Here is a 16,101-nt window from a genome sequence, read left to right as displayed (position 1 = left end):
CAGTTAAGCGTTGCGCATCTCCTATCGCTAACTCAGCAACCTCAGCGCCATCCGGTCAATCGCCTCACGCTGGAATCTGCGAAACCCTGCTGTTGGCTGCTGCCCTTCAAGCATCGACAGGAAGGGGTCGATCACTTCCGTGCGCACCCCGGCCAGTTCCTCGATCACCGCATGCCCACAAAACGGCACATAGCTTTCGGCGTATCCGCCTTCATGCACCAGCACCAGCCGACCACCACACAAAACTTCGGCGGCCTGGCGGACGATAGCGGTCATTGTGCGAAAAGACTCGCTGTGCAACAGCATGCGGGCCAGGGGATCGACACCGTTGGCATCGAAACCACAGGCGACCACGATCAGGTCCGGGCGAAAGCGCTCTAGCGCCGGAACAATCACCGTGTCCATGGCATAACGATAAGCGTCATCGCCGCCACCTGGGTACAGAGGCAGGTTGAGATTGAACCCCCGCCCTGCACCTTCGCCAATGTCCTCACTGCCGCCATAGCCAACCGGAAAGCAACCCTCTTGATGAATCGACAGGGTCATCACGTCCTTGCGCCCATAGAAAATCGATTGCGTGCCGTTGCCGTGGTGCACGTCCCAGTCCAGCACCGCGACGCGCTCTATCCCATGCCGGGCGATGGCGGTTTCCACTGCGATGGCGATATTCGCCAGGTAGCAAAAGCCCATGGCCTTGTCCGCCAGGCAGTGATGCCCCGGAGGGCGTGACAGCGCATAAGCATTGTTCACTTGACCCGTTAGCACCGCATCGACGGCAGCGATGGCCAGACCTGCCGATTGTCTGGCGATCTCAAACGTCCCCGGTCCCACGCTGGCTTCTTCACCCAACTCGCCATGCCCGGCATCGCTCATGGCCTTGAACCGTTGCAAGTAATGTTCGGGGTGTACCCGCAACAAATCGACTTCGCTGGCCATTGGAGCGCTGGACAAACGCAAATGATCGCTGAGTCCGGAGACATCCATCAGGCACTTCAAGCGACGCTTACTTTCGGCCGATTCGGCATGGCCGGAACCGCTGGGCGGCTGTAACCAGCCACCCACCGGCAATACCAGGCTATGCAAACCGGCCGCATGCCAGAAACAACGTTCGTCGAAAAAAAACCCTGTGCGCTGGCCCATTAGCCAATGACCGGTTCAGACAGGCCTTTTTGCAGTTGCGAGGCATCACGATAGGCGAGGTATTTACGCTGCGTGGCGATGTGGTCAGCAACATGCTTGGCATCGTGCCAGACGCCCCAGATGAACGAAGAGCCACGACGCGACTGCCAAGGCAGGCCCAGGAAATAGACTCCCGACTCGCTGGAAACGCCTCGCTGGTGCTGCGGCTTGCCGTTCGTGTCGAAAGCGTCGACCTTCAGCCAGCTATAATCGACTGAAAAACCGGTTGCCCAGATGATTGAGGTAACGCCCGCTTCGGCCAGATCAAGCTCAAGAATAGGCTGGGTCACACACTGCGGATCGGGGAAGGTAATGCGCGCTTCAGGTTCTTGCGGAAGGTCAAGCCCGTTGCGCTCGATATAGGCGTCAGCGGCGTTCAGTAGCGACAGGTAATTTTCATCGCCGCGAGCGAGGTTGCCTGCCAGGTCCGGTTGAAAGGTCACCACCGTGCCATCGAACGACTGGGTCAGACCCACCAGCGTCATTCCCCGGTGGGCAAGCCCCCGAAAATCAACGGTACGTCCGCCATGGGCTCCGCTGACGGCGATGGTGACGTGTTCTCTGCCCGCCTTTGCGGCCGCCGCATCCCATTCCCCAAGGACACCCAGCCACCAGCAGAAATCCCGGTTGCGATAAGCGCGCGGTGGACGATCATGCGGTCCAACCGATAGGTAAACCTGCTTGCCGGCACGCTGCAACTCATCCGCAATTTGCACCCCCGACGATCCGGCACCCACCACCAAAACGGCGCCCTCGGGTAGCTGCGCCGGGTTACGGTATTGGGCAGAGTGGATTTGTGTGAACCGCTCATCTTTCGGTGCGATCGACGGGATAACCGGCCGCTGGAATGGCCCGGTTGCCGCCACCACGCGGTTGGCCTCAATCACGCCTTCAGAGGTTTCAACCGTGAAGCCTGGCCGGCCGACATTGCGCACTACGCTTTTCACTTCAATACCGGTGCGGACGGGGGCGTTGAATTTCTTCGCGTAGGCTTCGAAATAATCCGCCACCCGTTCTTTCGGGGCGAATCCATCGGGGCTGACGTCATCGAATTCCAGGCCCGGAAAACGATCGTGCCAGGCGGGACCGTTGGCAACCAGCGAGTCCCACCGCTCTGTGCGCCAGCGTTCGGCGATACGACTGCGCTCAAGCACAAGGTGCGGCACCCCGAGTTTGCTCAGATGCTCGCTCATCGCTACGCCAGCCTGACCGGCGCCAACAACAAGCGTGTCTATTTCTATTCTTTCAACTGTCATCTCTGCGTCCTTCTCGAAGGCGGGTGTTCACGCATTCTGTTCAGATACAGCGGATAGCGAAATTATGATTTTTGTCGTCGCAGGGCAGGAAAAAGCTAGGTTCTGTACAAAACGTTGGCAAGGGTTCAGCCCTTCAGCATTCCATGGCACATCAGGCTGAGGACGCTACGCATGTGCCTGGCATGTGCCTCTCTATCGGGCGTGGCTTCGGTCGCCAGACGAATAAACGCCATATTGGCGTACTGATTGAACACGGTTGCCGCCACCTCCAAGTCGATCGACTCCCTGAGCACGCCCTGCTCCTGGAAATGCAGTAGCAGCGCTTTGGTTTCTTCAACCACTGCCAGGTTCCAGGGATGAAACGTCTCGGAAAGCTCGCCGGTGAACAGAAACGGGGCAAGTTCACGCCAAAGAGATGCCGGCATGGCACGCAATTGGTAAGTGGTCATCAGTCCTTCGAGTTCACATAAGGCATCCACCGGGTCGGAGTTTTCGTCCAGTCGCGAGCGGGCCTCACGCATGGCTTGTTCGTCGGGCTCTTTGAGCAGCGCCAGCAGTATTTCCTGCTTGCCACCGAAGTAATTCACGACCGTCGGCGCCGACACCCCGGCTTGGTTGGCGATCTGTTCCAGCGTGGTGGCGACAAACCCATGGGCCTTGAAAAGCTCCAGCGCTGCGTCCGCAATCAGCTGCCTGCGCTGCCCTTTCTGTCGTTCTCTGAGTCCGGTCATTACGTGCCTGCCGTGCTGATTGATGTGGCTGAGTCTATTGGTGCTTTTTAACAACAAAATTTTCCTACAACAAATATTTTGTTTACAAAAATATTTTTAGGTGACAAATATTACGCACACCCAGTCGACCTCAGGAGACACGTCATGTCCGTAGAACCCAATCAAATCCGCACAACCCGTGACTACCAAACCTCCGACGCAGCCCACCATATCCATGCCTTCGTTGATCAGAAATCGCTGAACGAGGAAGGGCCACGCGTCATGGTTCGCGGCGAACGCCTGTCGTTGTGGGATAACGACGGCAAACATTACCTGGATGGCATGTCGGGCCTGTGGTGCACCAACCTCGGTTATGGACGCAAGGATTTGGCCGCCGCAGCCTTTGCGCAGATGGAGCAGCTGCCCTACTACAACATGTTTTTTCACACCACCCACCCGGCCGTGATCGAGCTGTCTGAGTTGCTGTTCAGCCTGCTGCCCAAGCATTACAGCCACGCGATTTATACCAACTCGGGTTCCGAAGCCAATGAGGTATTGATCCGCACGGTTCGCAGGTTCTGGCAGGTGATGGGCAAACCGGAAAAGAAAGTCATGATCGGTCGCTGGAACGGTTATCACGGCTCCACGTTGGCCGCGACGGCACTCGGCGGTATGAAGTTCATGCATGAAATGGGCGGCACGATTCCCGATGTAGCGCACATTGACGAACCTTACTGGTACGCCCATGAAGGCGACTTGAGCCCCGAAGCGTTCGGCCTGCGGGCAGCCCGTCAACTGGAGGAGAAAATCCTCGAACTGGGCGCGGACAAAGTCGCCGCCTTCGTTGCCGAGCCATTCCAGGGCGCGGGTGGAATGATCATTCCACCCACCACCTATTGGCCCGAGATCCAACGTATCTGCCGCCAACACGACGTGCTGTTATGCGCCGACGAAGTGATCGGCGGTTTCGGCAGGACCGGTGAATGGTTTGCCCACCAGACCTTCGGATTCGAACCCGACACCCTGTCCATTGCCAAGGGCCTCACCTCCGGCTACATCCCCATGGGTGGATTGATTCTTTCCCGGCGCATGGCAGAAGCGTTGGTGGAAAAAGGCGGCGTGTTTGCCCACGGCCTCACCTATTCCGGACACCCGGTTGCCGCTGCCGTGGCGATTGCCAACCTTAAGGCGCTGCGTGATGAGGGGGTAGTGACACAGGTAAGAGACGACACGGGTCCCTACTTGCAAAACTGCTTGCGAGAGGTATTCAGCGGCCATCCGTTGGTGGGTGAGATTCAAGGCGTAGGCCTGGTCGCTGCCCTGCAGTTTGCCGAGGACAAGGCCACCCGCAAACGCTTCGTCAACGAGAACGATATCGCCTGGCGCTGCCGCACCATCGGCTTCGAGGAAGGCATCATCATTCGCTCGACCCTTGGGCGCATGATCATGGCCCCGGCCCTGGTGGCAACACGCGCAGAACTCGATGAACTGGTGGACAAGACCCGCATCGCGGTTGATCGGACGGCGCGGGAATATGGGAGGCTTTGATGGTGTGCACACCTCACTAACCATCATTTACTTAATCAAGCACTACAAAAAACCTCGTTTCGCCGGCGGCAGCCCATGGACAGAATGAAGCCCTGTCCAACCAACACTGTCGCAAGAGGAAACGTGGATGACCCAACCTACCCACACACGCATTCGCATGTTCAACACCAAAGAGACCTATCCGAACCAGTCTCTGGATAACGACCTCTGCCAGGCCGTGCGCGCAGGCAACACCGTCTATGTTCGCGGCCAGATCGGCACCGATTTTGAAGGCAACCTCGTCGGCCTCGGCGACCCTCGTGCCCAAGCCGAACAGGCGATGAAAAACGTCAAGCAACTGCTCGAGGAAGCTGGCAGCGACCTGAGCCATATCGTCAAGACCACCACCTACCTGATCGACCCCCGCTACCGGGAGCCGGTCTACCAGGAAGTGGGGAAATGGCTCAAAGGCGTCTTTCCCATCTCCACCGGGCTGGTGATTTCCGGGCTGGGGCAACCGGAGTGGCTAATGGAGATCGACGTGATTGCAGTCATCCCGGAAGCTGTCATTTCCTAAAAGGGCGAACACACCATGACGTTTTCAATCGTCGGCCGTTGCGCCGAGACAGGCCAACTGGGCATTGCCATCAGTTCCTCGAGCATCGCCGTGGGTGCCCGTTGTCCATGGTTACGTCCGGGCGTAGGGGCAGTCGCCACGCAGAACATCACCCTCCCCGCCCTGGGTCCTCAGGTACTTGACCTGATGGAGAGCGGTCTGTCTCCTTCTCAGGCGTTAGACAGCGCGCTGACCCGCAACGGTTACAGCCAGTTTCGCCAACTGACGGCCATCGATCATCTGGGGCGAACCGCGCATTTCAGTGGCCGTGAGACCCTCGGCACGCATAACGCACTGGCCGGAGAACAGTGCGTGGGCGCCGGCAACATGCTGGCGGACAGGTCGGTCATTGAGACCCTGGTTCATACCTTCGAGACCAGCGGCGGGCAATTGGCCGAGCGCCTATTGGCCGCCATGCAAGCAGCACTGGCCGCCGGCGGCGAAGCGGGCCCCGTGCATTCTGCCGCGTTGGTGGTGGTGGGCGAGTTGACCTGGCCCATCGTCGATCTGCGCGTTGACTGGGCGGACGAAGACCCAATCGGGAAACTGGCACAACTGTGGACGGCTTACCGTCCGCAGATGCAAGATTACATCGTCCGCGCCCTGGATCCGACCAAGGCCCCAAGTTACGGAGTGCCAGGTGATGAGTAAATGAGCAGCAGCCAAGACCTGTTAGCCACGTTGGTCGGGTTCGACACCACGAGCCGCGAATCGAACCTGCACCTGATCGAGTTCGTGCGCGAGTACCTGACCCGATTGGACGTACCTTGCGAACTGATCTTCAATGACGACCACAGCAAGGCCAACCTTTTCGCCACCCTGGGCCCGGATGATCGCCCCGGCATTGTGCTTTCCGGCCACACCGACGTGGTCCCCGTGGATGGACAAGCCTGGACCGTTGCGCCGTTCGAGTTGACAGAAAAACAGGGCAAGCTTTACGGACGCGGCACCACCGACATGAAGGGTTACATTGCCTGCGTGCTGGCCGCGGTGCCAAAACTGCTGGCAGCCCCCCTGCGCATGCCGGTACACATCGCCCTGTCTTATGACGAAGAAGTCGGTTGCCTGGGCGTACGCTCGCTGCTTGCCGAACTCGAACAGCGACCTCACACACCTGTGTTGTGCATCATTGGCGAACCTACGGAGCTCAAGCCGGTGTTGGGCCACAAAGGTAAATTGGCCATGCGTTGCGATGTTCACGGCGCAGCGTGTCACTCGGCGTATGCGCCCCAGGGCGTCAATGCAATTGAATACGCTGCCGAGTTGATTGGCGAACTGGGCCGGATCGGCTCGCGCCTGCGCGCCCCCGAGCTGCACGACCCGCGTTTCGACCCGCCTTTCTCCACGGTGCAGACCGGAACAATCAGCGGAGGAAAAGCGCTCAACATCGTCCCCGCTGATTGTCGCTTCGATTTCGAAGTGCGCGCCCTCCCCGCGCAAAATCCGCGGGAAGTGGCTGAACAGCTTGAGCGTTATGCCCAAGAGCAAGTCCTGCCGCGGATGCTCGCTGTGGACGCCGGCAGCGCCATTCGGTTTTCCGAGCTGTCGGCCTATCCGGGGCTGGCCACTGATGCCCAAAGCCAGGCGGCGCAGTTGATTGCGCAGTTCTGTGGCTCAGGGGAGTTCACCACGGTTGCGTTTGGCACTGAAGGTGGCTTGTTCGATGCCATTGGGATCGCGACAGTGGTATGCGGCCCGGGCAGCATGGACCAGGGCCACAAGCCCGATGAATTCATCAGCATCGAGCAATTGAACGCCTGCGACGCCATGCTCGAACGCATAGCGCAGTCCCTGCACAGCTAATCTCAGGCGTCCTGTTTGGGCGCCAATACTTCGCGGCAATGATCGACGAACAATTGAGCGGGCTTGGTCAATTGCGACCTGCGCAGCCACGCCGCTGCCAACCCTGAACCGGTGACCTGCTCGGCCAAAGGCACGCATACCACTTTCTGCCCGTCGTAGGTGTACTCGGAATGCGGTCGAGTCACCAGGATCGAAAAGCCGAATCCGCGCCCGACCATACCGCGAACCATCTCAATGGAAGGTGAGCTGAACAGAATATGCGGGGTCAGCCCACGTTCTTCGAAGATGCTCACAAAGTAGGTGCGGCTGGGCTGCACGTCCAGCAGCACCATAGGTTCCAGCACCAAATCGTTGAGCGACACTTTCGCCTGGTGAGCAAACCGGTGCCCCTCGGGCAATAACGCATAGGGCTGCTGCGGTGTCATCAGCGGCGCGGTGTCGATGGTACTGTCCAGATCATGTTCATAGAGTATCGCCAGATCGATGCTCCCCGAGGTCAACGCCTGAACCAGCTCCTGCTGCTCTCCGTCACGAATACGTATTTCTACCCCTGGCCAGCGATCACGAAATCCCGCAATCAGGCGTGGCAAATACAGCGGCGCAACGGTTTCAAAACAGCCGATGTCGATTTGCCCGGAGACTACATCGTTGTCGGCCAGCGCGTTTTGCTCGAACTCATGGGCAACCCGCAATAGCTCCTGCGCCTTGCGGTAGAAACGCGCGCCACTGGGCGTCAGTGAGACCCCTTGAGCGTGATGGCGAATGAACAGCTGCACAGCGAAGCTCTCTTCCAGCTGCTTGATGGCGGTCGATACCGAGGGCTGTGCGATATAGAGCTTGCGGGACGCTTCAGCCACGCTGCCGCACTCGACGGTGGTGACAAAATATTTGAGTTGTCGCAGGTTGTAAGCTGCCATCGATACCTCGCAGGGGGTGGATCTTGCATCAAAACGGGGCGTGGCAACGACGCCTGTGGTCGATCCACAGCGTAGTTGATCGCCCATAAACGGCGGCCATTCGCCAGGATCACTGGCCCGTGACGCCATTGAGAAGTTCTGTACGACCCTTCAAGAATCGGGCCGACTGGCAACCAAGGCGCGTATGGATTCTGCGACGTTCCCGCTGGGCGGGAAACAAGCAATTTCTTGGCGCTTGATGCTAAAAAACCTGCCCTCGCTCAGGGTCCATCACGCACCAAAACCGCGCAGCACTGGCGAGTTTTTTTATCGATAGCGAACACATTTTTACTAATTTCCTGCCTTGGACACTTGGCCCACTATCGGCACAACTGATCGTGGACGTAGCCTTTACCGGCTACTTGGAGAATGCAGTGACTGACCTGAACACCTGGCAAAGCCTGGCAAGAAAACAACAGTTTATCGACGCAGCACACATCGGTGGAAGGTCCCACTACTCACAGGACGGCAAGACGTTCGCGGTGATCAATCCGGCCACCAACACCCTGCTCGCCCGTGTCACTGCCTGCTCCGAGGTCGACATTGACCTGGCCGTCGGCGTCGCTCGCAAGGCTTTCGAGACCGGGCCGTGGGCGCGCATGGCGCCTCGGGAGCGCAAGGGCATCCTTCTGAGCTTGTCCCAACTGATTCTTGCCCATCGCGAAGAGCTGGCGTTGCTCGACTCGCTGAGCATGGGCAAACCGGTCATGGACGCCTACACCATAGACGTCCCCGGTGCCGCGCAGGTGTTTGCCTGGTACGCCGAAAGCCTCGACAAGCTGTACGACCAGGTCGCGCCGACCGGACGCGATGTACTGGCCACAATCACTCGGGCTCCGCTGGGCGTCATCGCCGCCGTGGTCCCTTGGAATTTCCCGTTGGACATGGCCGCCTGGAAACTCGCCCCCGCACTGGCGGCGGGTAACAGCGTGATCCTGAAACCTGCCGAGCAGTCACCTTTCTCTGCACTGCGCCTGGCTGAACTGGCGTTGCAAGCCGGGGTTCCGGAGGGCGTGTTCAACGTTGTGACCGGGCTGGGCGAACAGGCAGGCCGTGCCCTGGGCCTGCACCCGGACGTCGACGCGCTGGTGTTCACGGGCTCGACCCAAGTCGGCAAGTACTTCATGCAGTACTCGGCGAACTCCAACCTCAAACAAGTCTGGTTGGAATGCGGCGGTAAAAGCCCGAACCTGGTGTTCGATGATTGTCAGGACCTGGACCTGGCGGCCGAGAAAGCCGCTTTCGGGATCTTTTTCAATCAGGGCGAGGTGTGCTCGGCAAATTCACGCTTGTTGGTGCAGCGGTCCATTCACGACGAGTTCGTCGAGCGTCTGATCGAAAAAACTCGCCAATGGCAGCCCGGTGACCCACTCGATCCGGCGAGCAGGATGGGCGCCATCGTTGACGCCAGACAAGCCGAGCGCGTGATGAATTACATCACCGAAGCCGGCGCCAGTGGTGCACGTCTAGTGGCCGGCGGTGAACGCCGGATGATCAATGGTTCGAACAATTTCATTCAACCCACCCTGTTCACCGGCGTAAGACCGGACATGCGCCTGTCCCGCGAGGAAGTCTTCGGCCCGGTACTGGCGGTCAGCGCTTTCGACGATGAGGACCAGGCCGTGCAACTGGCCAACGACCATATCTACGGACTGGCGGCGTCGGTCTGGACCGATGACCTCAACCGCGCGCACCGCGTCGCAGGCCGTTTGAATGCGGGGACCGTTTCGGTGAACACCGTGGACGCCCTGGACGTCAGCGTGCCTTTCGGCGGCGGCAAGCAATCGGGCTTTGGACGGGATCTGTCGCTGCACTCATTCGACAAGTACACCCAGCTGAAAACCACCTGGTTTCAACTGCGTTAACCGGAAAGTCCTTTGCATGACAAAGGAGCACCCGACGCGATGAAAGCCATTTATGCCCGGATCATCTGCCCGGGCAATACCCCAATGGACGAACCCCATGAATAATAACGACTCAAAATCGGCAACCCTTGAACTAAGCACCATTCAACCCATTGCGCTGGATCAACGCCACGGTCGCGCCCGCGACTTGTTCACTATCTGGTTCGGCTCCAACATTATGCTGTTGACCGTGGTCACCGGAGCCTTGGCGGTAACCGTGTTCAAGCTGCCTTTCATGGCGGCCATGGTCGCGTTGATCGCTGGCAACCTGATTGGCGGGGTGTTCATGGCCCTGCATTCAGCGCAGGGTCCGCAGTTGGGCGTGCCGCAGATGGTCCAGACGCGCGGCCAGTTCGGCTCTTACGGCTCGTTGCTGGTAGTGGCACTGGTGGTGATCATGTACCTGGGGTTCTTCGCCTCTAATTTGGTGCTGGGCGGTCAATCACTGCACAGTCGGTTTCCGCTGTTCAGCACCAATCAGGGCATCGTTTTAGTGGGGCTGATAAGCGTCGTCGCGACGGTGTTCGGCTATCGTCTGATTCATGCCTATACCCGCGTGATGTCCTACCTGTCCGGGGCGATCCTGCTGCTGTGTTTCATCTGGATTATCGGTGTGCATGGCCTGCCAGCCGACTTCCTGCAACGCAACCAATTCAATGTGCAGGGCTTCCTCGGCACACTGTCCATCGCGGCCTTGTGGCAACTGGCGTACGCGCCCTATGTCTCGGACTACTCACGCTACATGCCGGCCGATACCGGAGGCCGATCTGCGTTCTGGTCCAGCTACTGGGGGTGCTGCCTGGGTTCGATATTGCCGATGGCTCTGGGCGTTGTCGTCGGGTTGAGCGTTGAAGGCGACATCATTGCCGGGTTAATCGAAATGACCGGCAGCATCGCGACACTGGTCATGGCTGTGTTCTCCATTGGCATCGCCGCCACCAACGCCATGAACCTCTACTGCGGCACACTCTCTGCCATCACCGTCGGCCAGACGCTCATCCCGACATGGTCGGCCGGGGCGCTGTCCCGCGCGATAACCGCGCTTGTGCTGTTTTCGATTTCCCTGGCCTTGGCCCTGCTGGGTCAGGATGATTTCATGGCCAACTACACCAACTTCATTCTGCTGCTGTTGTATGTGCTGGTGCCGTGGACCGCAATCAACCTGGTGGACTACTACCTGATCGCCCATGGCAATTACGACGTCGATTCGTTCTTCCGCCGTGACGGTGGCATCTACGGCTACTTCAACTGGACTGCGGTGGGATGCTACGTGCTGGGTATTCTGGTGCAGATCCCGTTCATGGCGACCGAGCTTTACACCGGATTTATCGCACACGCCATGGGCGGCGCGGACATTTCCTGGATCGTTGGGTTGGTGGTCATTTCGCCGATTTACTACTTCGCCAGCCGTCATCGTGCCCACCGTCAATCCCTGAGCCCAGCCGGGAGAAACGCATGAAAACCGACTTTGATTATGTGATCGTCGGCGCGGGCTCTTCCGGCTGCGTTCTGGCCAACCGCCTGAGCGCAGACCCGACCGTCAGCGTCTGCCTGATCGAAGCCGGCAGCCATGACAACAGCCTGCGGATCCAGACACCGGCCGGTACCATCACGCTGTACAAAAGCAAAAAATACAGCTGGAATTTCTTGTCCGCGCCCCAGCGAAATCTTAACGGCCGCACGCTGCACACCCCACGGGGCAAGGCGCTTGGCGGTTCCAGTTCGATGAATAGCATGATCTACATTCGCGGACACGCCAGCGACTACGATCGCTGGGCCCAGGCCGGTTGCGTTGGCTGGGACTGGAACAGCGTGTTGCCGTACTTCAAGAAATCCGAGAACAACCGCATCGGCCAAGACCCTCGTCTGCACGGCAGCGGGGGCGAGTTGTACGTCGACGTTGCCCGCGACCCCAACCCGGTCTGCAACCTGTTCATCAAAGCGGCAGAACGTGTCGGGCTCAAGCGCAACGACGATTTTAACGGTGATTACCTTGAAGGGTGTGGCCTCTACAACCTCACTCAAAAGCACGCCAAACGCCTGTCCAGCTACCGCGCCTTTGTGGCACCGGTACTCGACCGTCCCAACCTCACCGTGGTCACCGACTGCTCGGTGAAATCGCTGATACTGGAACAGCGTGTCGCCAAGGGTGTAATCGTTCATGCAGAAGGCAAGCAACAGTCGTTGATTGCACAGCGCGAAGTGATTCTTTGCGCCGGTACGTTCGGTAGTCCGCAACTGCTATTAGCCTCTGGTATAGGCCCGGCAAAAGAACTGGAGAAGGCCGGCGCGAAGGTTCAGCACGACCTTCCAGGGGTGGGCAAAAACCTCCAGGATCACCTCGACGGGTTGATCACGGTTCGTTCCAAAAGCCCGCTCACCCTAGGGTTTTCCCTGGGTTCGTTGCCCAGCATCCTGATGTCGCCGCTGCGCTATGTGTTTAACAAAAAGGGCTGGCTAACCACTAACTATGTCGAAGCAGGGGGTTTTGCCCGAACACCACTGGCGGGCACCCTTCCCGATGTGCAAATGCACTTCGTACCCGGCTATCGCAGCCACCGCGGGCGCCTGTTCGAATGGGGTCATGGCTATGCGGTACACACCTGTGTATTACGTCCGAAAAGCATCGGCGAACTTCGCCTTGAACGCGGCGGCCAGTTGCTTATCGACTTCAACTTCATGTCGAACCCGGCAGACGCCGCCGTACTGATCGAAGGTCTGAAACTGACCCGCCGAATTCTCGCCGACACGCAGTTCGACGCCATTCGTGGAGAAGAAATGCTGCCAGGCAAAGCCGTACAGACCGATGAGCAGTGGATGACGTACCTGCGTGAATACGCTGCGACGGTGTTTCATCCGGTGGGCACCTGCAAGATGGGCGTCGACGCCATGAGCGTGGTCGACCTGAACCTGAAGGTGTACGGCATGGAAAATCTGCGCGTGGTTGACGCGTCCATTATGCCGACGCTGATCAGCGGCAACACCAACGCGCCCTGCATCATGATCGGAGAAAAGGCCGCTGATTTAATACTGCATGGCAACCGCACCTTCCCCTTTGAAACCCGCACCCTCTGTGGGAGTGAATCCATTGGCCAAGGGTAATAACACGTCTTCCGGATAAACCGCGCCGCCGGCTTGCCGAATACATTCGGTCCCACCGGGTTCCGGGTGATTCACGGATTTTCTGTAGCTGCCGAAACGCTGTCGCCCTTGCTGGAGCGGCGGCGTTTTTCTGTGCCCGGGCCTGATCGCAGCCCATTTTTTTCCTCGTTAGCGACGACAAATTTACTCATTTTCCTGCCCCCCGACATCAGCCAAGATCAAGGCCGCCGCACAGAGGCAAAAGGTCCGTCAGAGACCGCATGTAGTCAGTTTTTGGCGCTACGCCCCACTGCCCCGAAATAGTCGAAATAAAAACCATCATTCCGGGAGTGTTAAATGATCAAGTCTTTCGTATCGCGTTGCATGCGCCCCTTGGCCCTGACTGCAATCGCTGCCGGCATGGCGAGCGGCGCTCAGGCGGGCACCCTCTCCATCGGCCATACCACGTGGGTCGGTTACGGCACGTTGTACCTGGCCAAGGACCTTGGCTACTTCAAAGACAGCGGCCTGACGGTCGAACTTCCCACCATCGAAGAAGCCTCCATGTACATGGCGGCCCAAGCCTCGGGCAAGTTGACGGGTTCAGCCTCAACCCTGGATGAGATCCTCAAATATCGTCCGCAGTTCTGCTTCAAGGCTGTTGCAGCCCTGGATGAAAGCTATGGCGGCGATGGGGTCCTGGTGAACAAGGACATCAACAGCCTGCAAGACCTCAAAGGCAAGTCGGTGGCCGTCAACGAGGGCTCGGTTTCGCAGTTCTGGCTCAGCTACCTGCTGAAGAACGCCGGCATGAAAATGAGCGATTTGACCATTCAGAACATGACCGCTGACGACGCAGCCACTGCGTTCATCGCCGGGCGCGTTCCAGCAGCAGTCACCTGGGAGCCCCATTTGTCGGCTGTACGTAACAAGAAACAAGGCAAAGTGCTGGTCGACAGCAGCACCACGCCCGGCGTGATCGTCGACGTCGTGGCACTCAGCTGCGATGTCATTGAAAAACAACCGGATGACGTCAAGGCACTGGTAGCCGGTCTGTACAAGGCCGTTCAGTACACTAAGGATCACCCAAACGAAGCCTACGCCATCATGGCCAAAGGTGTCGGCGGCTACCTGGCAGATCCAGCCGAACTGGCCGCCGCAGCCAAGGGCGTACGCTTCTACGATCAGGCGATGAGCGAGAAACTGCTGGGTAGCAACGGCAGCATCGGTGACGCCGCCAAGGTGATCAAACTGGCGAATGAAGCGGCCTCGGAACTGCAAGGCAAGCCGTATAACGTCAGCTATGTCGATCTGATCGACAACCGTTTCATCAGCCCGAAATAGGAGCAAGGTATGTCCAAGCGCAACTCATGGCTGAACCGTTGCTTCACCCCGAAAACCAGCTTGCCGATGCAGGTAATCTGGAGCGCCAGCGCCTTGGCCTGGATTCTCCTGATCGGGCTGTGGGCCGGGCTGTCCTATGGCGCCGTGGTGCCTGCGATGTTCCTGCCTACGCCCGGCCAAGTGCTTGACGCCGCACTGCGTCTCAGCCATGACGGCACCTTGGGTGTGCATGTCTGGGCCAGTCTGGAAGTGGTGATGGTCGGGTTCGTGATTTCTTCTGTAGTCGCGGTTCCGTTGGGCATGTTGATGGGCAGCTTTCGCGTGGTGCAAGCGTTTCTCGAGCCGCTGGTCAATTTCATCCGTTATCTGCCCGTCACCTCGTTCGTGCCCCTGTTCATTCTGTGGATCGGCATCGGCCTGGAGCAACGGGTATCGATCATCATTTTCGGGGTGTTTTTCCAGCAGTTGGTGATGATCGCCGACGTGTCGAAAGGGATTTCCAAAGACCTTATCAACGCGTCGTACACCTTGGGTTCCAGCCGTCGGGATGCGGTGATCCACGTCATTGCGCCGGCGTCGTTACCCGGCGTGCTGGATACCTTGCGGGTCACCATGGGTTGGGCCTGGACGTACCTGGTGGTCGCCGAACTGGTGGCCGCTTCAAGCGGCCTGGGTTATCTCAGCCTCAAGGCCATGCGTGGCTTTCAGGTGGATGTAATTTTCCTGGCAATCGCGGTCATTGGCCTGTTGGGCCTGATCACCGATCAACTGTTTAGATTTCTTCGCTTAAAGGTGGCCGCATGGGCTCAGTAACCGCAACCTCCCAAAGGCTCATAGCACCCGTCAGCGTGGCGCCAAACGCTCCCCCGCAACTGAAAGTCGCCAACGTCAGCTTGCGTTACCAAACCCCTGGGGGCAGCACCTTCACGGCGCTGGAGCAGGTGTCGTTCGAGGTTCCCGACCAGCAATTCGCCGTGCTGGTCGGGCCGTCGGGCTGTGGCAAATCCAGCTTGCTGTACCTGACCGCAGGCCTTGCCGAACCCACGTCGGGGGAAATTTATGTCGGCGGCAAACAGGTGGACGGGCCGGGAGCCGACCGGGGTATGGTGTTCCAGGGCTACACGCTATTTCCATGGCTGACGGTAAGGCAGAACATTGAGTTTGGACTCAAGCGTCGAGGCATGCCCTCCCGGGAGCGCAAGGAAATAGTTGAGTTCTATCTTAACGAGGTCGGTCTGGTACGTTTTGCCGACAGTTATTCCAAACAACTGTCAGGCGGTATGATGCAGCGGGTCGCCATTGCCCGGGCACTGGCCAACGACCCCCAGATATTGCTGATGGATGAGCCGTTCGGGGCACTTGACAGTCAGACCCGCCTGCAGATGCAGCAACTGCTGCTCAAGGTCTGGGAGCACAGCAAGAAGACCGTCCTGTTCGTCACCCACGACATCGATGAGGCTATCTTGCTGGGTGATCGCATCTTCGTCATGGGGGCACGTCCAGGGCGTATCAAGGAAGTGCTGGACGTTCCCATAGAGCGCCCGCGAAACCTGGACATGGTCATGGACCCCGCATTCATCAGCATGAAGAGGAATATCTTTCATCTGCTGCACGACGGCCCCGAAGAGCATTGAGGCGTGGCGCACTGCTTATCTTGGAGAGTGCGCCCGGTCCTCAGTGTCGCGCTGTGGCGCAGCAAACACGCTCCTGCATAGTTAACTATTT

The 16,101-nt window shown here is 58.7% G+C and carries 14 protein-coding genes; 10 read left to right on the top strand and 4 right to left on the bottom strand.

Features of this window, described 5'->3' with window-relative positions; all coding sequences use genetic code 11:
- Positions 1-27: 27 nt before the first annotated feature.
- The 3 genes from JWR17_RS02150 to JWR17_RS02140 form a co-directional block, all read right to left on the bottom strand.
- On the bottom strand, positions 28-1,140 hold the full coding sequence (locus JWR17_RS02150; protein WP_299827847.1) for a class II histone deacetylase: 1,113 nt from the start codon (positions 1,138-1,140) through the stop codon (positions 28-30).
- Positions 1,140-2,435 carry an NAD(P)/FAD-dependent oxidoreductase gene (locus tag JWR17_RS02145; RefSeq protein ID WP_299827845.1) on the bottom strand — a complete coding sequence of 432 codons (1,296 nt, stop codon included), beginning with the start codon at positions 2,433-2,435 and terminating at the stop codon, positions 1,140-1,142. Before JWR17_RS02145 ends, JWR17_RS02150 begins: the two co-directional genes overlap by 1 nt.
- Positions 2,436-2,560: 125 nt before the next feature.
- The gene (locus tag JWR17_RS02140; RefSeq protein ID WP_299827844.1) at positions 2,561-3,166 is read right to left on the bottom strand and encodes a TetR/AcrR family transcriptional regulator; all 606 of its coding nucleotides are present in this window, start codon (positions 3,164-3,166) and stop codon (positions 2,561-2,563) included.
- Between the two features lie 144 nt (positions 3,167-3,310).
- Here JWR17_RS02140 and JWR17_RS02135 point away from each other — a divergent pair, with 144 nt between their 5' ends.
- The 4 genes from JWR17_RS02135 to argE all read left to right on the top strand — a co-directional run bounded on the left by JWR17_RS02135 (position 3,311) and on the right by argE (position 7,091).
- Positions 3,311-4,693: an aspartate aminotransferase family protein gene (locus JWR17_RS02135; RefSeq protein WP_299827842.1), complete on the top strand. Its 1,383-nt coding sequence runs from the start codon at positions 3,311-3,313 to the stop codon at positions 4,691-4,693.
- A 127-nt stretch (positions 4,694-4,820) separates the two neighbouring features.
- Positions 4,821-5,249 carry a RidA family protein gene (locus tag JWR17_RS02130; RefSeq protein WP_299827840.1) on the top strand — a complete coding sequence of 143 codons (429 nt, stop codon included), beginning with the start codon at positions 4,821-4,823 and terminating at the stop codon, positions 5,247-5,249.
- Positions 5,250-5,264: 15 nt separating this feature from the next.
- Positions 5,265-5,939, top strand: a complete 675-nt coding sequence (locus tag JWR17_RS02125; protein WP_299827838.1) for a DUF1028 domain-containing protein — start codon at positions 5,265-5,267, stop codon at positions 5,937-5,939.
- Positions 5,940-7,091: an acetylornithine deacetylase gene (gene argE / locus JWR17_RS02120; RefSeq protein WP_299827836.1), complete on the top strand. Its 1,152-nt coding sequence runs from the start codon at positions 5,940-5,942 to the stop codon at positions 7,089-7,091.
- Positions 7,092-7,093: 2 nt separating this feature from the next.
- On the opposite strand, the gene JWR17_RS02115 is transcribed toward argE, so the two are convergent.
- Positions 7,094-8,008, bottom strand: coding sequence for a LysR family transcriptional regulator (locus JWR17_RS02115; protein WP_299827834.1), 915 nt, complete (start codon positions 8,006-8,008; stop codon positions 7,094-7,096).
- 413 nt (positions 8,009-8,421) lie between these two features.
- On the opposite strand from JWR17_RS02115, the gene JWR17_RS02110 reads away from it, so the two are divergent.
- The 6 genes from JWR17_RS02110 (at position 8,422) to JWR17_RS02085 (ending at position 16,010) form a co-directional block, all read left to right on the top strand.
- The gene (locus tag JWR17_RS02110; protein WP_299827832.1) at positions 8,422-9,912 is read left to right on the top strand and encodes an aldehyde dehydrogenase; all 1,491 of its coding nucleotides are present in this window, start codon (positions 8,422-8,424) and stop codon (positions 9,910-9,912) included.
- Positions 9,913-10,009: 97 nt separating this feature from the next.
- Positions 10,010-11,410 carry a cytosine permease gene (locus JWR17_RS02105; protein WP_299827830.1) on the top strand — a complete coding sequence of 467 codons (1,401 nt, stop codon included), beginning with the start codon at positions 10,010-10,012 and terminating at the stop codon, positions 11,408-11,410.
- Positions 11,407-13,053: a GMC family oxidoreductase N-terminal domain-containing protein gene (locus JWR17_RS02100; RefSeq protein WP_299827828.1), complete on the top strand. Its 1,647-nt coding sequence runs from the start codon at positions 11,407-11,409 to the stop codon at positions 13,051-13,053. Before JWR17_RS02105 ends, JWR17_RS02100 begins: the two co-directional genes overlap by 4 nt.
- Before the next feature lie 336 nt (positions 13,054-13,389).
- Positions 13,390-14,376, top strand: coding sequence for an ABC transporter substrate-binding protein (locus JWR17_RS02095; RefSeq protein ID WP_299827826.1), 987 nt, complete (start codon positions 13,390-13,392; stop codon positions 14,374-14,376).
- Between the two features lie 9 nt (positions 14,377-14,385).
- A complete protein-coding gene (locus JWR17_RS02090) occupies positions 14,386-15,189 on the top strand; it encodes an ABC transporter permease (RefSeq protein WP_299827824.1) in 804 nt (267 codons plus the stop codon).
- Entirely contained in the window at positions 15,177-16,010 is an 834-nt protein-coding gene (locus tag JWR17_RS02085; RefSeq protein ID WP_299827822.1) for an ABC transporter ATP-binding protein, read from the top strand. The genes JWR17_RS02090 and JWR17_RS02085 overlap by 13 nt, the downstream gene beginning before the upstream one ends.
- The last annotated feature ends 91 nt before the right edge of the window (positions 16,011-16,101 follow it).

It is taken from the genome of Pseudomonas sp. (assembly GCF_028293835.1).
Classification (GTDB): Bacteria; Pseudomonadota; Gammaproteobacteria; order Pseudomonadales; family Pseudomonadaceae; genus Aquipseudomonas.
Note: the sequence above shows the minus strand (reverse complement) of the source record. Positions and strands in the feature narration are given on the sequence as shown.